The sequence below is a fragment of the Frigoribacterium sp. AP1 genome (assembly GCF_056680555.1).
Genome location: NZ_CM155288.1, coordinates 1,424,207 through 1,444,631, shown reverse-complemented (window position 1 = coordinate 1,444,631; position 20,425 = coordinate 1,424,207). Strand labels below are relative to the sequence as shown.

The 20,425-nt window shown below is 68.0% G+C and carries 19 protein-coding genes; 10 read left to right on the top strand and 9 right to left on the bottom strand.

What is annotated here, in order from left to right:
* Nucleotides 1-12 precede the first annotated feature (12 nt).
* The 3 genes from gnd to dnaA form a co-directional block, all read right to left on the bottom strand.
* Nucleotides 13-900, bottom strand: a complete 888-nt coding sequence (gnd, locus tag AC1MBW_RS06890) for a phosphogluconate dehydrogenase (NAD(+)-dependent, decarboxylating) (RefSeq protein ID WP_480025931.1) — start codon at nucleotides 898-900, stop codon at nucleotides 13-15.
* Between the two features lie 60 nt (nucleotides 901-960).
* Entirely contained in the window at nucleotides 961-2,109 is a 1,149-nt protein-coding gene (dnaN, locus tag AC1MBW_RS06885) for a DNA polymerase III subunit beta (RefSeq protein WP_043595299.1), read from the bottom strand.
* A gap of 496 nt (nucleotides 2,110-2,605) precedes the next feature.
* Nucleotides 2,606-4,021, bottom strand: coding sequence for a chromosomal replication initiator protein DnaA (dnaA, locus tag AC1MBW_RS06880; RefSeq protein ID WP_043595301.1), 1,416 nt, complete (start codon nucleotides 4,019-4,021; stop codon nucleotides 2,606-2,608).
* 389 nt (nucleotides 4,022-4,410) lie between these two features.
* Between dnaA and rpmH the strand changes: the two genes are divergently transcribed.
* The 8 genes from rpmH (at nucleotide 4,411) to AC1MBW_RS06840 (ending at nucleotide 9,518) form a co-directional block, all read left to right on the top strand.
* Nucleotides 4,411-4,548, top strand: a complete 138-nt coding sequence (gene rpmH, locus AC1MBW_RS06875; RefSeq protein WP_043595303.1) for a 50S ribosomal protein L34 — start codon at nucleotides 4,411-4,413, stop codon at nucleotides 4,546-4,548.
* Between the two features lie 8 nt (nucleotides 4,549-4,556).
* Nucleotides 4,557-4,892, top strand: coding sequence for a ribonuclease P protein component (gene rnpA / locus AC1MBW_RS06870; protein ID WP_054145717.1), 336 nt, complete (start codon nucleotides 4,557-4,559; stop codon nucleotides 4,890-4,892).
* Nucleotides 4,889-5,251 carry a membrane protein insertion efficiency factor YidD gene (gene yidD, locus AC1MBW_RS06865; protein WP_054145718.1) on the top strand — a complete coding sequence of 121 codons (363 nt, stop codon included), beginning with the start codon at nucleotides 4,889-4,891 and terminating at the stop codon, nucleotides 5,249-5,251. Before rnpA ends, yidD begins: the two co-directional genes overlap by 4 nt.
* Nucleotides 5,252-5,261: 10 nt before the next feature.
* Nucleotides 5,262-6,218, top strand: coding sequence for a membrane protein insertase YidC (yidC, locus tag AC1MBW_RS06860; protein ID WP_480025930.1), 957 nt, complete (start codon nucleotides 5,262-5,264; stop codon nucleotides 6,216-6,218).
* Entirely contained in the window at nucleotides 6,215-6,778 is a 564-nt protein-coding gene (locus AC1MBW_RS06855; RefSeq protein ID WP_054145720.1) for a Jag family protein, read from the top strand. The genes yidC and AC1MBW_RS06855 overlap by 4 nt, the downstream gene beginning before the upstream one ends.
* 10 nt (nucleotides 6,779-6,788) lie before the next feature.
* On the top strand, nucleotides 6,789-7,424 hold the full coding sequence (gene rsmG, locus AC1MBW_RS06850; protein WP_480025929.1) for a 16S rRNA (guanine(527)-N(7))-methyltransferase RsmG: 636 nt from the start codon (nucleotides 6,789-6,791) through the stop codon (nucleotides 7,422-7,424).
* 214 nt (nucleotides 7,425-7,638) lie between these two features.
* Nucleotides 7,639-8,571: a ParA family protein gene (locus AC1MBW_RS06845; RefSeq protein ID WP_480026085.1), complete on the top strand. Its 933-nt coding sequence runs from the start codon at nucleotides 7,639-7,641 to the stop codon at nucleotides 8,569-8,571.
* On the top strand, nucleotides 8,571-9,518 hold the full coding sequence (locus tag AC1MBW_RS06840; protein ID WP_054145723.1) for a ParB/RepB/Spo0J family partition protein: 948 nt from the start codon (nucleotides 8,571-8,573) through the stop codon (nucleotides 9,516-9,518). Before AC1MBW_RS06845 ends, AC1MBW_RS06840 begins: the two co-directional genes overlap by 1 nt.
* A gap of 731 nt (nucleotides 9,519-10,249) precedes the next feature.
* Here AC1MBW_RS06840 and AC1MBW_RS06835 read toward each other — a convergent pair.
* The 6 genes from AC1MBW_RS06835 to AC1MBW_RS06810 form a co-directional block, all read right to left on the bottom strand.
* Nucleotides 10,250-11,212, bottom strand: a complete 963-nt coding sequence (locus AC1MBW_RS06835; RefSeq protein ID WP_480025928.1) for a D-alanine--D-alanine ligase family protein — start codon at nucleotides 11,210-11,212, stop codon at nucleotides 10,250-10,252.
* A gap of 74 nt (nucleotides 11,213-11,286) precedes the next feature.
* Nucleotides 11,287-12,591 (bottom strand): aminotransferase-like domain-containing protein, encoded by a 1,305-nt coding sequence (locus AC1MBW_RS06830; RefSeq protein WP_480025927.1) that lies wholly within the window; start codon nucleotides 12,589-12,591, stop codon nucleotides 11,287-11,289.
* A 117-nt stretch (nucleotides 12,592-12,708) separates the two neighbouring features.
* Entirely contained in the window at nucleotides 12,709-13,035 is a 327-nt protein-coding gene (gene trxA / locus AC1MBW_RS06825; RefSeq protein ID WP_043595317.1) for a thioredoxin, read from the bottom strand.
* A 48-nt stretch (nucleotides 13,036-13,083) separates the two neighbouring features.
* On the bottom strand, nucleotides 13,084-14,076 hold the full coding sequence (gene trxB / locus AC1MBW_RS06820) for a thioredoxin-disulfide reductase (RefSeq protein WP_055975793.1): 993 nt from the start codon (nucleotides 14,074-14,076) through the stop codon (nucleotides 13,084-13,086).
* Between the two features lie 218 nt (nucleotides 14,077-14,294).
* The gene (gene murJ / locus AC1MBW_RS06815; protein ID WP_152970182.1) at nucleotides 14,295-15,959 is read right to left on the bottom strand and encodes a murein biosynthesis integral membrane protein MurJ; all 1,665 of its coding nucleotides are present in this window, start codon (nucleotides 15,957-15,959) and stop codon (nucleotides 14,295-14,297) included.
* Nucleotides 15,956-18,214, bottom strand: coding sequence for a DUF6049 family protein (locus AC1MBW_RS06810; RefSeq protein WP_480025926.1), 2,259 nt, complete (start codon nucleotides 18,212-18,214; stop codon nucleotides 15,956-15,958). Before AC1MBW_RS06810 ends, murJ begins: the two co-directional genes overlap by 4 nt.
* A gap of 164 nt (nucleotides 18,215-18,378) precedes the next feature.
* On the opposite strand from AC1MBW_RS06810, the gene AC1MBW_RS06805 reads away from it, so the two are divergent.
* Nucleotides 18,379-19,818, top strand: coding sequence for a CCA tRNA nucleotidyltransferase (locus tag AC1MBW_RS06805; protein WP_480025925.1), 1,440 nt, complete (start codon nucleotides 18,379-18,381; stop codon nucleotides 19,816-19,818).
* A gap of 192 nt (nucleotides 19,819-20,010) precedes the next feature.
* The gene (rpsF, locus tag AC1MBW_RS06800; RefSeq protein ID WP_480025924.1) at nucleotides 20,011-20,421 is read left to right on the top strand and encodes a 30S ribosomal protein S6; all 411 of its coding nucleotides are present in this window, start codon (nucleotides 20,011-20,013) and stop codon (nucleotides 20,419-20,421) included.
* The last annotated feature ends 4 nt before the right edge of the window (nucleotides 20,422-20,425 follow it).

Sequence of the window (20,425 nt, the reverse complement as noted above, 5' to 3'; positions counted from 1 at the left end):
CCGGTGGAGGCGCTAGGCCTTCTTGACGGCGTGGCCGCCGAACTGGTTGCGCAGTGCGGCGACGGCCTTCATGGTCGGCGAACCCTCGCCCTGACGCGAGACGAAGCGCGCGAAGATCGAGGCGCTGATCGTCGGCATCGGGACGGCGTGGTTGATCGCCTCTTCGAGGGTCCAGCGGCCCTCGCCGCTGTCTTCGACGTAACCCGAGATCTCGGCCAGCTTGGGGTCGGCCTCGAGGGCGAGCACCATGAGCTCGAGCAGCCAGGAGCGCACGACGGTGCCGCGCTGCCAGGCCTTGAAGGTGCCGGTGACGTCCTTGATCAGGTCGCTACGGGCCTCGAGCAGTTCGTAGCCCTCGCCGTAGGCCTGCATGATCGCGTACTCGATGCCGTTGTGGACCATCTTGGCGTAGTGACCCGCACCGGTGTCGCCGGCGTGGACGAAGCCTTCTTCGCGGGGACCTTCGGGACGCAGGGCGTCGAAGATCGGCTGCGCCAGGGCGACGTTCTCGGCGGAACCGCCGACCATGAGACCGTAGCCGTTGTCCTTGCCCCAGACACCGCCCGAGACGCCGGCGTCGACGTACTTGATGCCCTTGCCGCCGAGGAGCTTCTCGTTGGCGAAGTCGCTGGTGAACTTCGAGTTGCCACCGTCGATGACCAGGTCGCCTTCGGAGAGCTCCTTCGAGAGCTCTTCGATGACGCCGGCGGTGATGTCGCCCGCGGGCACCATGACCCAGACGATGCGGGGGGCGGGGAGCGTGTTGGCGAGTTCGGCGAGGCTGGCGACGTCGGAGACGGCGGGGTTCGCGTCGTAACCGGTCACCTCGATGCCGTTGTCGCGCAGGCGGGCGCGCATGTTGTTGCCCATTTTGCCGAGACCGACGAGGCCGATGTGCATGAGGATCCTTTGTTCGTGGCGGTGGGGCCCGGAGGCGGCACCGTTGCGTGCAGAGCGCTCTTAGCGCAGGAGGAGGTTGGGCTGCAGCAGGTACTTGTAGCTGTCAGCACCGGCCTGGTCCCTCGAGGACTGACTGGTGATCAGCACGGGACCGGGCTTGTTCGGGTTCTCCGTCTTGGTGAAGGAGATGCGGACGAACTCGGAATGAACCGCTCCGAGACCGTCGAGGAGGAACTGCGGTTTCAACGAGACCACCGTGTCCTCTCCCGTCAACAACGCATCGATCGACTCTGACGCCTGCGCTTGTTCGCTTCCGATGGCCTCGAGGGTGAGGCCGTCGATCGTGAACGTGAACCTGAGTGCCGCCTCGCGCTCGAGCACGAGCGAGACGCGGCGGACCGACTCGACGAGCTCGGCCGTGTTGATCACGGCGTAGTTCTCGACGGTGTCGGGGAAGAGACGCTTCACCGGGGGGAAGTTCCCCTTGATGAGCAACGAGGTGACGGTCTTGTTGTCCGCCTGGAACGCGATGAGCTCGCGCTCGTCGGATCCGGTGATCGAGACCGAGACGGTGCCGGCGTTGCCGAAGGTCTTGCCGACCTCTTGCAGGGTGCGTGCCGGGACGAGAGCGGTCGTCGTGGTCGTGCTGGCCACGGTGCCGGGGTCGAACTCGATGCCACGGACGGCGACTCGGTAGCGATCCGTGGCGACCAGCGACAAGGCGTTCTCGCTGACCTCGAGCTGGACGCCGGTGATGACCGGGGTGACGTCGTCGCGGGACGCGGCGACCGCGACCTGGGAGACCGCGAGGGCGAAGGAGTCGCCGGGGACGACACCCGAGCGGTCACCGACGGTCGGCAGGGTCGGGTACTCCTCGACCGGCATGCTCAGCAGGGAGAAGTTCGCGGATCCGCAGCTGACGGCGATGCGGTTCTCTTCTGTGGAGAAGGTGACCGGTGCGTTCGGCAGACGGCTGGCGATGTCGGCGAGGAGGCGGCCCGAGACCAGGATCGTGCCCGGTTCGTCGATCTCGGCGGGGATGCTCGTCTGGGCCGAGACCTCGTAGTCGAAGGAGGACAGGGTCAGTCCGTCGGCGTCGGCCTCGATCAGCACACCGCTGAGGATCGGCAAGGTGGTGCGCTGGGGCAGCAGCTTGACGGCGAAGGAGACCGCATCGCTGAAGACGTCACGGTTGACCTGGAACTTCACGCGGGGACCCCTATCGACTTCGCTCTCGTGGATGGCCGGTTAATAGTGGCACAGCATCGGGGTCCGCCCTTGCGTGGGTGAAAGCCGAGGGCCGGGGGCCCGATCGATCCACAAGGTTGTCTCTCCATCAATTTCTTGTAACCAGGATTAACAGTCTTAACCGTTGTGCACAGTGTGGATAACCTGTTTAAAACCCCGTGGCTCAACGGAACTACACGCGTGTGACTTGTGGACGGGGTGTGGAACGGAATGACAAGAATCCTGGTGGTCGGTCGTCGGCCCCGAGCGGGATCCCACAGGTCCCCCGGATCCGTGAACAACGTCGCCGAGGTTATCCACGAGTTTCCACAAGTTATCCACACTGTGTGGAACGTGCCTCCTCAGGGCCCGTCGAGACGCGACCGGTGCCCCCTGGAACGACGAACGGGCGCCGACACGTGGTCGACGCCCGGACGGGACGGTCGTGGCGGACGAGGCGGCCTGGCCCGTCGACCCGTCACTTGTAGCGGGTGTCCTGCTTGATGCGGCTGGTCAGCTCGGTCACCTGGTTGTAGATCGACCGGCGTTCCTTCATCAGCTCGCTGATCTTCTTGTTGGCGTACATGACCGTCGTGTGGTCGCGGTTGCCGAACAGCTGACCGATCTTGGGCAGCGACAGGCTCGTGAGTTCGCGGCACAGGTACATGGCGATCTGTCGGGCGGTGGCGATCGCCTGTGAGCGGGACGACCCGTACAGGTCGTCGACGGTGAGCTTGAAGTAGTCCGCCGTGTGGTTGATGATGTCGACCGGCGCGATGATGTTGTCCTCGTCGAGCGTGATGAGGTCCTTCAGGACGGTCTGCACGAGGGCCAGGTCGACGGCGGTCCGGTTGAGGCTGGCGAAGGCCGTGACCCTGATGAGGGTGCCCTCGAGTTCGCGGATGTTGCTCGACACCTTGGTCGCGATGAACTCGAGGACCTCGTCGCGGATCTGCAGCTTCTCGCTCTGGGCCTTCTTGCGCAGGATGGCGATGCGGGTCTCGAGGTCGGGAGCCTGCACGTCGGTGATCAGGCCCCACTCGAAGCGCGACCGCATGCGGTCCTCGAAGCCGGTGAGGTGCTTGGGCGGCAGGTCGCTGGTGATCACCAGCTGCTTGTCGTGGTCGTGCAGGGTGTTGAAGGTGTGGAAGAACGCCTCTTGGGTGCTGTCCTTGCCCTGGAGGAACTGGATGTCGTCGATCAGCAGGATGTCGATCTCTCGGTACCTCTGCTGGAAGAGGCTCGACCGGTTGTTGGCGATCGAGTTGATGAAGTCGTTCGTGAACTCTTCGCTGCTGACGTACCGGACTCGGATCCCCGGGTACATCGTCTCGGCGTAGTGCCCGATGGCGTGCAGCAGGTGGGTCTTGCCCAGCCCCGACTCGCCGTAGACGAAGAGCGGGTTGTAGGCCTTGGCCGGAGCCTCGGCGACGGCGACGGCCGCGGCGTGGGCGAACCGGTTCGACGCGCCGATGACGAAGTTGTCGAAGCTGTACTTCGGGTTGAGACGGGAGTCGTTGCGCTTGCCGCTCGCGCTCGTCTCGACCGGCGCCGGCACGAAGGGCGCCTCGATGTAGTGGACCGGCTCCGACTGCTCGACCTGCTGGGTGAGCGTGTCGGGGGTGATGTCGGGGTTGACGGTGATGGCGAAGCTCGAGACCGTGGTGTCGCCCAGCCCCGCGATGGACTCGAGCAGCGGCTCACGGATCCGTTGTTCGAGCATGCCCCGGGTCAGGTCGTTGGGCACCTCGAGGTAGAGGGTGCCGCCCAGCACGCCCTTCGGCTCGACGAGGCTGATGAAGCCGTGCAGCTGCGGCGTGATGCGGTCGTCGGTCGTCAGCGTCGCGAGGACGGAACGCCACAGGTCCTGGACCGGGTCGACGGTGTGCGCCACTGGGAGTCTCTTTCTCGCGGTTAGGCAGCGGACGGATCCGGCCGCCTCCGCGTGCGGGTCGCGTTCACCCGCCGGTGTTCGAAGGGTACGAGTGCGGGACGAGTTATGCACAGCTTTCTCCACCGATCGGTTGGCGCCGTTCGGGCCGGGATCGCTGCGTGTTCCCCGTCGTCACGCGGAAGTACCGCGAGAAGTACCCACCTTAGTTCGACCGGGTGTGGAGTCCGCAACCGGAGTTTTCAACACTGTGGACAAGCGCCTCCGGAAGACGCCGTTTGACCACGGCTCCGATCACGCGTACTTTTAATCAGTTGATTTCAGCCGCGTTGGCTGTACAAGACTTCTCGGATCGTGGCAACAGGCCTGGTCCGCTTTCCTGGAGGACCACCATGAGCAAGAGAACGTTCCAGCCGAACAACCGTCGTCGCGCCAAGAAGCACGGTTTCCGTGCCCGCATGCGCACCCGCGCCGGTCGCGCCATCCTCGCCGCCCGTCGTGGCAAGGGCCGCACCGAGCTCTCGGCGTAGCCAACTCCGTGTTGGCCCGGGCCAACCGGATCGTCCGCGCAGACGACTACCGAACCACCGTGCGCCGTGGCCGCAAGTCGGGCACGGCGCATTCGGTCGTCTACGTCCGTCGTCGTGACGACGACCTGGTCCGGTTCGGCTTCATCGTGGCCAAGACCGTGGGCAACGCGGTCGTCCGCAACACGGTCCGTCGTCGGCTCAAGGGTGTCTGTCACGAGATGTTGCCGACACTCCCCCGGGGGCTCGACATCGTGATCAGAGCCTTGCCAGGCAGCCCCGACGTTGCGTGGTCTACCCTGCTGTCGGACATCTCCGAGGTCGTCGACAGGGGCGTGAAAGCGTGACAAGAGCCGTGCAGTTCGTCGCGTTGCTTCCCCGCAACGCGTGCGTCCTCGTGCTCCGCGTCTACCGTGCCGTCGTCTCCCCGCTCTACGGCGACGTCTGCCGCTACTACCCGTCGTGTTCCCGCTACGCCCTCGAGGCCATCCAGCTGCACGGCGTGGTGCGGGGCGTGGCCATGGGCAGCTGGCGCATCGCCCGGTGTCACCCCTGGGCAGCCGGAGGCGTCGACGACGTCCCCGAGCCCCGCACACAGAAGTACCGCGTCACGAAGTCCGGCTTCGTGACACCGCGATCCGGCACCACGACCCCCGACCTCGTCGGGGCGGGCCGCATCGCCGCACAGAGCCACGGAAAGGGCTGACCCGAACACCATGGACTTCATCGGCACCATCCTCTGGCCCCTGAGATGGGTCGTCGAGGCGATCCTCGTCGGCTTCCACAACGTCCTCACGGCGTTCGGCATGGACACCGCGGCCGGCAGCACGTGGGTGCTCTCGATCGTCGGCCTGGTCCTCGTGGTGCGGGCCTGCCTCATCCCGATCTTCGTCCGGCAGATCAAGAGCCAGCGACGCATGATGGAGATCGCGCCCCGGCTCAAGAAGATCCAGGACAAGTACAAGGGCAAGCGCGACCAGTTCAGCCGCGAGGCGATGTCCCGCGAGACCATGGCGCTCTACAAGGACACCGGTACCAACCCGCTCAGCTCGTGCCTGCCTCTGCTGATCCAGATGCCGATCTTCTTCAGCCTCTACACCGTGCTGCACAACGCCCAGCAAGAGAAGGTGGGCATCGGCCTGCTGAACTCGGCGCTGTCGACCTCGTTCGGTGAGTCGGCGCTCTTCGGCGCTCCTCTGAAAGAGACCTTCCTCGGGGCCACCACCTGGGAGGTCCGCCTGATGGCCGGCGCCATGGTGGTCATCATGACGGCGTCGCAGTTCATCACCCAGCTGCAGATCGTCTCGAAGAACATGTCGCCCGAGACCAAGGCGAGCCCCATGTTCAAGCAGCAGCGCATGCTCCTGTACTTCCTCCCCCTCGTGTTCGTCTTCTCGGGTCTGTCCTTCCCCTTGGGCGTCATGTTCTACTGGCTCACCTCCAACGTCTGGACCATGGCCCAGCAGTTCCTCGTCATCCGCAACATGCCCACCCCCGGCAGCGAGGCGGCACTGGCGCGTGAAGAGCGCCTCGCGCGCAAGCAGCAGCGCAAGGGCCTGCCCAGCATCACCGTGACCGAGATCGAGTCGGCACCCTCCGTGCCGAAGACGACCCAGCGCACCCAGCCCGTCGGCAAGAACCGCTCCAAGAAGCAGAACGGCCCCAAGAAATGACCTCTGACGACTCCACGACCGACATCGTCGAGCCCGCCGCCGAGACCGACGGTGCCGTCGCCTCGAGTGACGACCAGGAGGCGCGGGTCGCCTCGGACGACACGGCCGACGTCCTCGACGAGGGCGACATCGCAGCCGACTACATCGAAGAACTGCTCGACATCTGCGACTTCGACGGCGACATCGACATCGAGGTCCGCGGCGGTCGCTCGTACATCTCGGTCGATTCGAGTGGCGAGCAGAAGCTGCGCGTCCTGTCGAAGCCCGACACGGTCAACGCCCTGCAAGAGCTGACCCGCATCGCGGTGCAGACCAAGACCGGCGAGTTCTCGCGTCTCATCCTCGACATCGGAGGCTCGCGCGCCACGCGTGAGACCGAGCTCGGCCGTCTGGTGGACGTCGCCGTCGCGAAGCTCGAGGACGGCGCCACCTCGGCCGCCCTGCCGCCCATGTCGTCCTACGAGCGCAAACTCGTCCACGACATCGTGGCCGCGCGGGGCTTCACCTCGGAGTCCGAGGGCGAAGGCCGCGACCGTCACACCGTCATCACTCGTCCCTGAGCCCACGGACATGACCGACACGTCGACCCTCGAGGTCGAGCCCGCCGTGGCGGCGACGATCTTCGGCGACCGGCTCGACGTCGTGCGCCGCTACGTCGCCGACCTAGCGCAGCACGGCGAAGAACTGGGTCTGATCGGACCGCTCGAGCTGCCGCGCCTCTGGACCCGCCACGTCATCAACTGTGGGCTGCTGGCGCCCCTGCTGGTCTCCGGTCGAGTCGGTGACATCGGGTCGGGTGCCGGCCTGCCGGGACTCGTGCTCGCGGCTGCTCGTCCGGACGCCACGCTCGTGCTGATCGAACCGATGGAGCGACGCGTCGACTGGCTGACGGCCGAAGCCGAGCGCATGGGTCTCGACAACGTCGAGGTCGTGCGTGCCCGCGCGGAAGACGTACAACTGGATGGCTGGCTCGACCAGGCGACCGCCCGTGCCGTGTCGGCACTGTCCAAGTTGATCCCGCTGACCGCTCCGCTGGTGAAGACCGGCGGGCAACTGCTCTTGATGAAGGGTGCGCGGGTCGACGACGAGATCGCCGCCGCACGCAAGGTCATCGCCCGCCACCACCTGATCGACGTCGAGGCTCGGGAGCTGGGCGTCGGACTCGTCGACGAGACGACCCGGGTCTTCGTCGCCACACTGGACTGACAAGACAGGCACTATCGCCAATAGCATCGTTTGATCAGGTATTATCCTCCCGCCGCTGCTCCGGGACGATCGTCAGGAGCGAGGTCTCGTCTGGCACGCGGACGCCGGTTCCCTGTCTTTGTCGGGGCCTGACGATAGACTCGGCCTTCGATCCCCGATGATCACCGAGTCGTTTCCGAGCGATGTGGTCAGACCTCCGGGCAGGTCGTTTCACGTGAAACATGGCGATACGGAGACCCCTTCAGTGAGTTCCTCGGCTGACGACGACAGAAGCACTCCCCTGGCTCGGGAGCTCGCCGACTTGAATCGACGCAAGCAGGCCCTGTCGCGCGAGCCCCTGCCATCCCCCGCCTCGACGCGAGTGATCACCGTCTCCAATCAGAAGGGTGGCGTCGGCAAGACCACGACCACCGTCAACCTCTCGGCTGCGCTGGCTCGCAGCGGAGCAAAGGTGTTGGTCATCGATCTCGATCCCCAGGGCAACGCCTCGACGGCCCTCGGCGTGGAACACCGGGCCGAGACGCCGAGCGTCTACGACGTCGTGGTGAACGACGGCGAGGTCGCGGACGTCGTCCAGAAGAGCCCGGAGTTCGACACGCTCTTCTGCATCCCGGCCACGATCCACCTCGCCGGAGCCGAGATCGAACTCGTCTCGCTCGTCGCTCGCGAGCAGCGACTGAGCAGAGCGCTGTCCGAGTACCTCAGCGCCACCGAGAAGGCCGGTGAACGATACGACTACGTCTTCATCGACTGCCCGCCGTCTCTCGGATTGCTCACGATCAACGCCTTCGTCGCCGCCAGTGAGGTGCTCATCCCCATCCAGTGCGAGTACTACGCGCTCGAAGGATTGAGCCAGCTGCTTCGCAACATCCAGCTCATCGAGAAGCACCTGAATCCCAAGCTCAAGGTGTCGAGCATCCTGCTCACGATGTACGACGGACGGACGAACCTGGCTCAGCAGGTCGTCGCCGACGTTCGCGAGCATTTCCCTGATGAGGCCCTGAACACGCTGATTCCCCGGTCGGTCAGGATCAGCGAGGCCCCCGGTTACGGGCAGACGGTCATCAGCTACGACACCAACTCCCCCGGGTCGATCTCGTACCTCGAGGCGGCCGCCGAACTAGCACGTCGAGGAGCACCCCAGTAATGGCAACCAAGCGAACCGGACTCGGGCGCGGCATCGGCGCCCTCATCCCCGTCTCCGACGAGAGCCAGGACCGCCCGGTCGACGTCTTCTTCCCGACGGCACAGCAGACAGCCGACGAGCTCATCGCCGTGCCGGGTGCGCGCCTGGCAAACCTCAATCCGTTGGACATCACCCCGAACGCTCAGCAGCCGCGGGCCGAATTCCGCGCCGAGGAGCTCGCCGAGCTGGTGACCTCCATCCGTGAAGTCGGTGTGCTGCAGCCCATCGTCGTCCGTCCGATCAAGAAGAGCGGCAAGGGGGCAGCACAGTACGAGCTCGTCATGGGCGAGCGACGCCTCCGGGCGACCAAAGAGCTGGGTCTCGCGACGATCCCTGCCATCGTCAAGGACACCGCGGACGACGCGATGTTGCGCGACGCCCTGCTCGAGAACCTCCACCGCGCCGAGCTCAACCCGCTCGAAGAAGCGTCCGCCTATCAGCAACTTCTCGCCGATTTCGGCATCACCCAGGACGAGTTGGCCACCCGCATCGGCCGCAGTCGTCCGCAGATCACCAACACCTTGAGGCTGCTGAGGCTGCCGGCGGCCGTCCAGCGACGGGTCGCCTCGGGCGTCCTGACGGCCGGCCACGCCCGAGCGATCCTGAGCACGGGTGACCCGGTGCTCATGGCTCGACTGGCGGATCGCATCGTCAACGAAGACCTCAGCGTCCGTGCCGCCGAGGCCATCGCCGCGGGTGGAAGCGCCAAGCCGAAGTCGACGCGCACGGCGACCCCGGGTAAGCACCAGGCGCACCTGGACGAGGTGGCCGAGAGTCTCGGTGACCGGTTCGAGACCCGGGTGAAGGTGTCGTTGGGTGCTCGCAAGGGGTCGATCACGATCGACTTCGCCTCGATGCAGGATCTCAACCGCATCCTCGGACAGTTGGGGCACGAACAGGAAGGCTGACTCCCCGATCGTTCGACCCGCGTCATACGGTTTCAGGTGAAACATCGGCTGCCCTTGCTCGTCTGAGTGGGGGCAGTTGTTGTTGGGATGTCCTGCGGGCAGCCGAACCGGCGGGCCCGCAGGGTTTCACGTGAAACTTCCCGCATCCCGGACGGTCGCTCCCGTGCGCGAGTCGATCATCGGAGTGATCCACTCGCGGGTGCGGTGAGCCTTTGGTGCTCACGGCGACGCTCACGGCATGACAGAGAGCTGGCGGGCGGTGCCCCGTCAGCTGCATCCATCGTGCGGGAAAGTCCAGTCCCCTGCCTCTTACGCGGATGGACACCGGGTCACGGGCGGAGACAGCGTCGGCTCGACTCGTCTAGCTCTGACGCGGCCCGACCCCAATACGTGGTGGGCTCGAGCCCGGACGGTCGTCGTCGACCGGCAGAAATGAAGCGGTCATGGGTTTGTCGCGTCGCGAGGACCGTTCGCACAGGTTCACGATCCCCGAGACCATCAGCTGTTCGAGCCCGAGCGTCTCGTCGGTAGCACGACACGCTCGAAGAGGATGTCGCGCACTTCGGTCTCGCGCAGTCATCGCCTCGCACGCTGAGACGGAACGACCTCACACTGCTTCGATGGACGCACTGGGCCACCACGGGCGCAGCACTGGACGCGCGGTCTGGTCGTGGTCCCTACTCCCGAAGGGCCCACGTTTCACGTGAAACGTCGACAAGCGCGGACGTCTGTCAGCGACGGTGGTCGGCGACGGCCTTCTCGGCGAGGGCGGCGTAGAACATGCCCAGTTCGTAACCGGCCGACTCCAGAGCCATCGGGACGAGTGACGTCTCGGTCAACCCGGGCAGCACGTTCACTTCGAGGAACCACGGCGTCCCGGCGGCATCGACGATGAGGTCGACCCGCGAGAGGTGACGGAGCCCGAGGGCTTCGTGCACGGCCACGGCGGCCCGGGCAACAGCGTCGGAGGCTGAGGAGTCGAGTCGTGCCGGCGTGAAGAAGGTCGTCTCCCCCGCGTTGTAGCGAGCCTCGAACCCGTAGAAACCCTGACGGGGCACGATCTCGACCGCGGGGAGGGCGAGCGGGCCGTCACCGGTGTCGATGACCCCGATCGCGATCTCGGTGCCCGTGATCTTTTGCTCGACGATGACGTCGTCGCAGTACGTGTACGCGTCGACCATGGCCCGCGGTAGGGCACCGATGTCGTCGACGACCGTTACCCCCTGGGCGGAGCCTCCCCGTGCCGGCTTCACGACGACGGGCACGGGGTGCTCCTCAGCGATGGCCGCCAGCACACCGACGGCACCGAGCTCGCGGAAGGCGTCGTGAGACAGGGTGATGCCCCGCGGGGTGGAGACCCCGGCGCGTCGGGCGAGCTCTTTCGCGGTCGGCTTGTCCCAAGCCAGCCGGGCCGCTGCCGCCGTGCTGCCGACGAAGGGGACGTCGAGTGCTTCGAGCAGACCGCGCAGCGCGCCGTCCTCACCACTGGCCCCGTGCAGGGCCGGCCACACGACGTCGGGACGCGATTCGGTCAGATGTCCGAGCAAGGAGGCGTCGGGATCGCGGAGCTCGACCTGGATGCCGTGGGTGACGAGGCTGTCGACCACGCGCCTCCCCGATCGAAGGGAGACGTCGCGTTCGTGCGAAATGCCTCCGGCGAGGATGGTGACGGTGCGCAGCTCACTCGATGCCATGGGGGTCTCTTCCTTGTGTCACGACGGAGGCCGGTCTCGGGGGCGGAAGACTCACGAGACGCGGAAAATGCTGGTCAGTTGGTGTTCGGCGGCGGAACGACGACGCTCTGCGGGCGAGCGGCCGGGTTCGACAGGCTCGCGGGCGAGAACGTGCGCAGCAGGTCGAGTTCGCCGTTGACGACGTTCGCCAGACGGGCCACGCCGGTGCGGATCGATTCGGGCGTCGGGTAGCAGAACGACAGGCGGATGTTCTGCCGACCGTCGCCGTCGGCGAAGAACGCCGTGCCGGGCGTGTAGGCCACGAGCTCCTTGACCGCTCGGGGCAGCATGGCTTTCGAGTCGAGCTCTGCAGGCAGCCCGACCCAGACGAAGAAGCCCCCGTCGGGCACGTTCCACGTGAGCGACGGCAGGTACTCCCCCAGCGCCGAGATCATCGCGTCGCGCCGCTCGCGGTACAGGTCACGGAAGGTCTCGATCTGCCCCCGCCAGTCGGCCTGGTCGAGGTATTCGGTGATGACGAACTGTCCGAACGAGTTGGGCGAGAGCGTGGCGGACTCGTTGGCGAGGATGAGCTTCTCGCGGATGGCGTGCGGGGCGAGCGCCCAGCCCACCCGGAAGCCGGGCGCGAGCGTCTTCGAGAACGACCCGAGGTAGATCACGCCTTCGTCGTCGATGGAGCGCATCGCCTGGGGGGCCGGCTGGTCGAAGTAGAGCAAGCCGTAAGGGTTGTCCTCGAGGACGAGGATGCCGGCCGAGCGGCAGATCTCGAGGATCTCGACGCGGCGGGCCCAGGTGAGCGTGACACCGGCCGGGTTGTGGAAGTTCGGGATCGTGTACAGGAACTTGATCCGCCCCCCACGGGCCGTGACCGTCGCGATGGCCTCGCGCAGCGCCTCGGGCACGAGTCCGTGCTCGTCCATCGGGACGTGCACGACGTCGGCCTGGTACGCCTTGAAGACACCCAACGCACCCACGTAGCTCGGCGACTCGGCGAGCACGACGTCGCCAGGGTTTACGAAGAGGCGGGTGACGAGGTCGAGGGCCTGCTGAGAGCCCGTGGTGACGACGACGTCGTCGGCACTGCCGCGGATGCCCTCCATCGCCATGATCTGCATGATGTGCTCGCGGATCGCCGGGGTGCCCTGGCCGCTGCCGTACTGCATGGCCATCGCTCCCCCGTCGGCCATGACGCGGTCGATGGCGCCGGTGACGAGCTCGCGGGGCAGGGCGGAGACGTACGGCATGCCGCCGGCCAGCGAGACGACCTCGGGGCGCGAGGCGACGGCGAACAGGGCTCGGACCTCGGAGGCGCTGAGGCCGGCCGTACGGTCGGCGTACGAGTCGTACCACGGGTCGAGGTTGGTGCCCTTGTCGCTCATCGATGTCCCTGTTCTGTCAGAGGGTGATTCGGTCAAGACTATGCCCGTGCGGGCGGGGGACGACGAGAGCCCGCCCAGCGTGTGCTGGGCGGGCTCTCGTCGTGGTGTCGGCGTCGACTAGGCGATGAACTCCGCCAGGTCGGCCTCGAGGGCCGGCTTGGGCTTGGCGCCGATGACGGTCTTGACGACCTCGCCGCCGCGGTAGACCTTCATGGCCGGGATCGAGGTGATCTGGTACTTCATGGCGGTCTGCGGGTTGTCGTCGACGTTGAGCTTGACGATCTCGATCTTGTCGCCGTGCTCGGCGGCGATCTGGTCGAGGATCGGCGAGACGGCGCGGCACGGGCCGCACCACTCGGCCCAGAAGTCGACGAGGATCGTCTTGTCGGAGTTGAGGACGTCGGCCTCGAAGGACGCGTCGGTCACTGCTTTGGCGCTGCTCATGGTGTTCCTTTCGTCAGGGTGATCTGGGTTGGCTTCAGGAGGCGCGGGTCAGGCGACCACGGACTCGGACGTCTCGACGCCCTCGGCCGACCCGACGGTCTGCTCGGCCAGGAAGGTCTGGTCGAGCGAGGCCAGGTAGTGCTCGACGTCGAGCGCCGCGACGGTGCCCGAGGCCGCGGCGGTGGCCGCCTGCCGGTAGGTCGCGTCGATGACGTCGCCCGCGGCGAAGACGCCGGTCAGGTTGGTCTTCGAGCTGCGCCCCTGCACGGCGATGGTGCCGTCCGAGGTCAGGTCGACCTGACCGTGCACGAGGTGCACGCGGGGGTCGTTGCCGATGGCGATGAACAGGCCGTCGAGGTCGAGGTCGGTCGTGCTGCCGTCGACCGTGTCGGTCAGGGTGACGCCGGTGGCCTTCTCGCCGCCGAGGATGGCCGTGACCTGCTTGTCGAACAGGAACTCGATCTTCTCGTTGGCGTGGGCCCGGTCTTGCATGATCTTCGACGCGCGCAGGCTGCTCGAGCGGTGGATCACGTAGACCTTCGAGGCGAAGCGGGTCAGGAACGTCGCTTCTTCCATGGCCGAGTCGCCGCCGCCGACGACGGCGATCGCCTTCTCCTTGAAGAAGAAGCCGTCGCAGGTGGCGCACCAGCTGACGCCGCGGCCGCTCAGGCGCTCTTCGTCGGCGAGGCCGAGCTTGCGGTAGGCGCTGCCCGTCGCGAAGATCACCGTGAGGCTCTCTTCGACGGTGCCGTTGCCCAGCGTGACCTTCTTGACGTCGCCGGTCAGGTCGACGGCGGTGACGTCGTCGAGCAGCACCTCGGCGCCGAACTTCTCCGCCTGCTCTTGCATCTTGAACATGAGCTCGGGGCCCTGGATGCCCTCGGGGAAGCCGGGGAAGTTCTCGACCTCGGTGGTCTTCATGAGCTCGCCGCCGGCCTCGACCGAGCTCGCGACGATGAGGGGGCGCAGACCGGCCCGGGCGGCGTAGATGCCGGCCGTGTAGCCGGCGGGGCCGGAACCGATGATGATGACCTGGCGCATGGGCACCTTCCTGGGGGGAGAACTTCACGAGCGGGAAGACGACTGCGAGCGGTGGCTCGGGCGGTCGGATCCCTCGATCGTCTGGTGGAACGCATCCTACCGACGGGGCATTCCCGCGGGCCTGGCAGTGCGGCGCCCGGCCGTGCCCTGCAGCGCCCGGCATCGCTCCGTAGTGTCCGGCAGTGCCCGGTAGCCCCCGCAGTGTCTGCCAGCGGCGGTCAGCGACGCAGGAGGCGCGAGACGGTCGGTGCGAGACGTGCGGTCACCGGCGTGGTCAGCACCCGCAGCTCGGGGATCCGCGCGAACCAGAGCAGTGCGCCGTAGACCAGGCCCATGACGGCCCCGGCCACGACGACCGTCAGGACGCCCGGCACACGCCCGGATTGCGCGAAGCCGTCGGCGGAGAAACCACCCAGGACGGTCACGACGACGACGCCCACCGCCCCGGCGACGAGCGAGAAGACGAAGAACTGGACGTAGCGGCGCAGCACCCAGCGGCCGTCGATGCCGCCCAGCCGCCTCTTGACGACGACGAGCGCGACCACGGCCTGGCTGGAGCCCGCGATCGAGGTCGTGATGGCGATGGCCATCGCGATGTGCTCGGGCGACACGACGGCGGCCGAGATCGCCACCCCCGCGACGAAGATGCCCGACTGGACGAGCTGCAGGAAGAACGGCGTGCGCTGGTCGTGCATCGAGTAGAACACCCGCTGCACGATGAACAGCACGCTGAACAGGACGAGTCCGGGCATGTAGCCGAGGATCACCTCGGCCGTGCGGGTCGACCCGGCGAAGTCGACCTCGAAGAACCGGGCGAACGGGTAGGCCACGACGCACATGGCGACGGCGGCGAACACCATGAACATGCCGATGGCCCGGAGGGACTGCGACATGTCGGTGCGGACGGCCCGCAGGTCGCCGCGCGAGGCGTGGCCGCTCATGCGCGTGAAATAGGCGGTGCCGATCGACACGGCGATGATGCCGTGCGGCAGCATGAAGAGCAGCCAGGCGTTGGCGAGCACCGCGTTGGAGGCACCCACCTCGCTGCCCAGGGTGGCGACGCGGCTCTGCACCAGCCCGGCCAGCTGGGTGACGAGCACCATGCCGAACAGCCACCCGGCGGCCTTGCCCGTGGCGCCGAGGCCGACGCCGCGCCAGCGGAAGTCGGGGCGGAAGGTCAGACCCGCACGGCGCCAGAACAGCAACAGGAACGCCGCTTGCGCGAGGACGCCCAGGGTGGCCGTGGCCGCGATGACGAAGATGCGGTCGCCGGTCCAGACGTCGACCGCCGAGTTCTCGACGGCGCCGCCGAACATCACCATGAAGACCACGAGACCGGCGATGGACACGACGTTGTTGAGCACCGGTGCCCAGGTGAAGGGCCCGAACACCTGTCGGGCGTTGAGCACCTCGCTCAGCAGCGAGTACATGGCGTAGAAGAAGATCTGCGGCAGACACCAGTAGGCGAAGGCGGTCGCGAGGGCGAGTTGGTCCGAGGTGAATCCCGCCCCGCCGTCCGAGCTCTGCTGCGCGTAGAGCCGCACGAGCACGGGGGCGAGCAACGTGCCGGCCAGGCCCACGGCTGCGAAGACGATGGTGCCGAGGGTCACGATCTTGTTGATGAACCGCTGCCCCCCGTCGTCGGAGGTCGCCGCCCGCACGATCTGGGGCACGAGCACGGCGCTGAGCAGGCCACCCGCGATCAGCGCGTAGATGTTGTTCGGCAGCTGGTTCGCGAGGGCGAACGAGTCGGCCGCCCGGCTGGCCGACTGCCCGATCGCGGCAGCCAGGACGGCCGCCTTCACGAAGCCGAGGACGCGCGAGACCATCGTCCCGGACGCGAGGAGGATGCTGGCGCGACCGAGACCGCCCTGGTTGCTCACATGGACTCCTGGACGGGCGGCGAGGCGGCCGCATCGGGTGACGGGGCCGCACCGGCCGACGGGCCGTCGCCGGACGATCGGGCCTCGTCGCGCGCCCTGCGGCGCTTGCGGAAGGTGCGGTAGAGGCCGCCGACGAACAGCGCGGCGAAGGCGACGCCGAAGATCCAGGTGATGGCGGTCTCCCACCCGGCCTGCACCGAGAGCGGGACGTCGACCGGGGTGGCGATCGCCACGCCCGAGAGGCTGACCAGCTGGAGCTGCACCGAGACCGTCCCGTTGGCGACGGACTGCACCGGCACGCTGACCCGGGTCTGGGACTGCGGCTGGATCGTCACCTCGATGGGGCTGCGCTCGATCGAGAGGATGGAGTTCGACGGCGTCAGGTTCAGCATCACCGTCGCGACCGAGTCGGTCTTGTTCTCGAGGTAGAGAGGGAGGGCCGAGCGGTCGCCGAGGATGGAGATCGGTGAGCCCTGGACGACGGCCACGAGACCCGACGTCGCGGTCGCGTCGGCCACGGCCGAGGCCACCTCGGCGGGGAAGCCGTCGACGTTGTCGCGCCAGGCGTGCGAGGCCAGGGCCATCGTGCGCAGTCGGGCCGACTCGGTGACGAGCTGCGGTTCGGCGAGGGCGGTCGAGAAGTCGACGACCCTCTCGTCGGCGGACACCAGGTCGCGCAGCTGGTCGAGGCGGGCGTCGCTCTCGGGGCTGTCGACGACGGTCGCCGTCGACGGGGTGCTCGCCAGGGCGTCGGTCAGGGTGGCGCCGCTGACCCAGGGCAGGCCGTCGACGGCCTGCAGCGTGCGGGTGAGGAACTGCCCGGTCGACGGCCACTCGCGCTCGAGCGTGGTCAGCAGGGTGCGGGCGTCGCTGGGCCGCTCGTAGGCGATGGTCGCGACGGTGGCGGAGAGCCGGGCCATCGTGGCCTGCCACTCGGCCAGGCTCGTCGCCTCGGCCGCCTGGGTGACCAGGTCGGACAACGGGTCGTCCGAGACGACGGCCGGGACGTCACCGATCGTGACCGCGGCGTTCTCGGTCGAGTCGCCGTCGACGTCGACGTTGCTGCTCGAGACGATGGTGGACGTGTACGAGCCGCCCGCGAACGCGGTCAGGTCGGCGGACACGACGGACGACTCGCGCGGCCAGACGACGTCGCGCTGCGTCCACGGGAAGTCGAGCAGTTGGGCGGTGGTGGGCAGGACCACGCTGTCGCCGGGCGTCTCGTCGGGCGACGGCTCGCCGGTCGGCTGGTCGGTGGCCCCGTCGCTCGGCAGGGCGGAGGGGTCGGATCCGGCGACGCCGGTGCCCGAGCCGTCGTCCGTGCCCTGACCCGGCGCACCGGTGGGTGTGTCGGTCGGCGCGGGCATGTCCTCGAAGCGGTCGGGGTCGACCAGGGTGTCGAGCGAGGTCACGGTCGGGACGGTCGTCGCGCCGGCCTGTCGCAGCCCGGCGACGTCGGCGTCGGCGTACGCCAACGGGAACATGTCGTTGGGCAGGGCCTGCAGCTCGGTGAGCCAGTCGACGGCCGATTGCGGGGCCTCGCTGCCGAGCAGGCGGATCGACGCGACGATCATCGGGTCGACGCCCAGGGTCGCGCCCGTGCCGGCCACGGCGTCGAGCTCGCGTCGCAGCACCCCGCCGTCCGAGGTGTAGGCGGCGAGGGCGGAGGCGTCGAGGACGCCCGTCTCGCTCTCGGGCGTCGTGATCGGCACGGCGACCGCGACGCGGGTCGGCTGGAAGCTGTCGGCGGGGTACCAGACCACGCTGCTGCGGGTCTGCGCCACCTGGCTGCCCGACGCGTCGAGCACGCGGGCCCCGAGCGCGCGCGCCCCGAAGGCGCGGCCGGTCAGGCCGAGGCGGTCGGCGGACACGACGACGGTGTCGAGGGCGACGGACGACCCGGCGGAGACCGCGGGCACGTCGACCTGGACGAGCTGTCGCCCGAGGTAGTCGTCGCCCGAGACGTCGTCGGGGTCGAGCCACGAGGCGAGCTTGGACCGCGTGGTGAACGGTTCGCGGTCGAGGTAGACCCGGGCCGTGGACGCCGCGAGGTCGGCGTCGCCGTCGTTCGTCACGGTGACCCCGAGGGTGAGGTCGTCGTCGGGTCGCAGCACGCCGTCGGAGGCCGGCTCGACGGTCATCGTGACGCCGTCGCCGGTGGGGGCGGACGCCGCCCGGGCCGTGGTCGCCGGCAGCCCCGCCGACACGACGAACACCGCCAACAGGGCGGCGATCACGGCGAAGAAGAGTCTCATAGGCGTCAGGTGTCGACGGCGACAGGGGCCGTTCGAGCATGCCGAGTCTAGGCAACGCCGACCAAGAAGGAGCGGCGAAGCGCCTGCGAGGTGGGACGACGGGGTCGTGAGGCGCCGTCGGGGACTCAGCCCGCGCCTCCTCGGCTGTGGCAAGCTGTTTCGTCATGGACAGCGTCGCACGGGCCCTGCAGCGACTGGACGATCTGGCCGCCACCCCCCGCATCGAGAAGCTCGCCGCCGCGTTCGCCGCGGCCGGTCACGAGCTCGCCCTCGTCGGCGGTCCGGTGCGTGACGCCTTCATCGGCCGCCCGGTCAACGACCTCGACTTCACGACCGACGCCGACCCCGACCAGATCCTGGCGATCGTCGTCCCCCTGGCCGAGGCGCACTGGGACGTCGGCCGCGCGTTCGGCACGATCGCCGCCCGCGTCGACGGCGAGACCGTCGAGATCACCACGTACCGCAGCGACGTCTACGACGGCGAGACCCGCAAGCCCGTCGTCGAGTTCGGCGACACCCTCGAGGGCGACCTGGTCCGTCGCGACTTCACGGTCAACTCGATGGCGCTGCGCCTGCCCCAGCGCGTGCTCGTCGACCCGTCCGGCGGCGTCGACGACCTGCTGCAGGAGCGGCTCGCCACCCCGGGCACCGCGGTCGACTCGTTCCGTGACGACCCCCTGCGCATGATGCGGGCCGCCCGGTTCACCGCCCAGCTCGGCTTCACGGTGTCCGACGAGGTGCGCGAGGCGATGACCGCCCGGGCCGGGACCCTGTCGATCGTCTCGGTCGAGCGGGTCGCCGACGAGCTGTCGAAGCTCCTGAAGACCGAAACCCCCCGAGACGGTGTCCGGCTCCTGGTCGACACCGGGCTGGCCGACCACGTGATGCCCGAACTCGCCGCCATGCGCCTCGAGATCGACGAGCACCACCACCACAAGGACGTGTACGAGCACAGCCTCACCGTGCTCGACCAGGCCATCGGCTACGAGCGCGAGCGGCACCCGGGCGAGGCACCCGACCTCACCCTGCGCCTCGCGGCCCTGCTGCACGACTGCGGCAAGCCCGCCACGCGCCGCCTCGAGCCGGGCGGGGTCGTCACCTTCCACCACCACGACGTCGTCGGCGCCAAGCTCGCCAAGAAGCGGTTGAAGGCGCTGCGCTTCGACAACGACACGATCGCCGCCGTCTCGCGCCTGATCGAGCTGCACCTCCGCTTCTTCGGCTACACCGAGGGCGGCTGGACCGACTCGGCCGTGCGCCGGTACGTCCGCGACGCCGGTGACCAGCTCGAGCGGTTGCACATGCTGACCCGCGCCGACGTGACCACGCGCAACCGTCGCAAGGCCGACCGCCTCGGCTTCGCCTACGACGACCTCGAGGCGCGGATCGCCGAGCTGCGCGAACGCGAAGAGATCGACTCGCTGCGGCCCGACCTCGACGGCGACGAGATCCAACGCGTCCTCGGCATCGGCCCGAGCCGCGAGGTCGGCGAGGCCTACCGCTTCCTCCTCGAGCTGCGCACCGAAGAAGGGCCGCTGGGGGCTGAAGTCGCCACCGAGCGCCTGCTCGCCTGGTGGAACGCACGCGAGGGTGCTGGGGCGTAACCCGTCCTGCGGGTGTCGACCCGCGCCTCCTCTGCTTTCGGCGGCCGGCGGCCGCTGCGGCGGCATTGATTCAGGAGGCGCGCTCGGCTACGCTGGGAAGGTTGCGTCTGCTTCACGGCCGACGCCGCGACATGAATACCCTCCTGTCACAGACCGTCTGTGGCCGTCAAGTCCGAAGGAGGTGGGTTAGTCATGCACCAGTACGAACTGATGGTCATCCTGGACCCCGAGATCGATGAGCGCACCGTCGCCCCGAGCTTGGACAAGTTCCTCAACGTCATCCGCAACGATGGCGGAACGATCGACAACGTGGACATCTGGGGACGTCGTCGCCTGGCCTACGAGATCAACAAGAAGACCGAGGGCATCTACGCCGTCGTCAACCTGACCTCGGACTCGGCCGCCACGGTCGAGCTCGACCGCCAGCTGGGTCTCTCCGAGGCCGTGCTGCGCACCAAGGTCCTGCGTGCCGAAGAGGCGATCGCCATGGTCGCCGCCGCCAAGAAGGTCAGCGACGAGAAGGCCGCCCGCAAGGCCGCCAACGCCGCTGCTGCTCCTGCCGCTGCCCCGGCTGCTCCCGCCGCCGAGAAGGCTGCCGAGTAGTCCG

Bases quoted from the DNA above. Each gene is read 5' to 3' on its own strand.
- rsmG (WP_480025929.1), top strand. From the start codon at position 6,789: ATGACCGACACGTCGACCCTCGAGGTCGAGCCCGCCGTGGCGGCGACG.
- trxA (WP_043595317.1), bottom strand. From the start codon at position 13,035: ATGAGCAGCGCCAAAGCAGTGACCGACGCGTCCTTCGAGGCCGACGTC.
- trxB (WP_055975793.1), bottom strand. From the start codon at position 14,076: ATGCGCCAGGTCATCATCATCGGTTCCGGCCCCGCCGGCTACACGGCC.
- AC1MBW_RS06830 (WP_480025927.1), bottom strand. From the start codon at position 12,591: ATGAGCGACAAGGGCACCAACCTCGACCCGTGGTACGACTCGTACGCC.
- yidC (WP_480025930.1), top strand. From the start codon at position 5,262: ATGGACTTCATCGGCACCATCCTCTGGCCCCTGAGATGGGTCGTCGAG.
- gnd (WP_480025931.1), bottom strand. From the start codon at position 900: ATGCACATCGGCCTCGTCGGTCTCGGCAAAATGGGCAACAACATGCGC.
- AC1MBW_RS06855 (WP_054145720.1), top strand. From the start codon at position 6,215: ATGACCTCTGACGACTCCACGACCGACATCGTCGAGCCCGCCGCCGAG.
- rpmH (WP_043595303.1), top strand. From the start codon at position 4,411: ATGAGCAAGAGAACGTTCCAGCCGAACAACCGTCGTCGCGCCAAGAAG.
- AC1MBW_RS06840 (WP_054145723.1), top strand. From the start codon at position 8,571: ATGGCAACCAAGCGAACCGGACTCGGGCGCGGCATCGGCGCCCTCATC.
- AC1MBW_RS06835 (WP_480025928.1), bottom strand. From the start codon at position 11,212: ATGGCATCGAGTGAGCTGCGCACCGTCACCATCCTCGCCGGAGGCATT.
- rpsF (WP_480025924.1), top strand. From the start codon at position 20,011: ATGCACCAGTACGAACTGATGGTCATCCTGGACCCCGAGATCGATGAG.
- AC1MBW_RS06810 (WP_480025926.1), bottom strand. From the start codon at position 18,214: ATGAGACTCTTCTTCGCCGTGATCGCCGCCCTGTTGGCGGTGTTCGTC.
- AC1MBW_RS06805 (WP_480025925.1), top strand. From the start codon at position 18,379: ATGGACAGCGTCGCACGGGCCCTGCAGCGACTGGACGATCTGGCCGCC.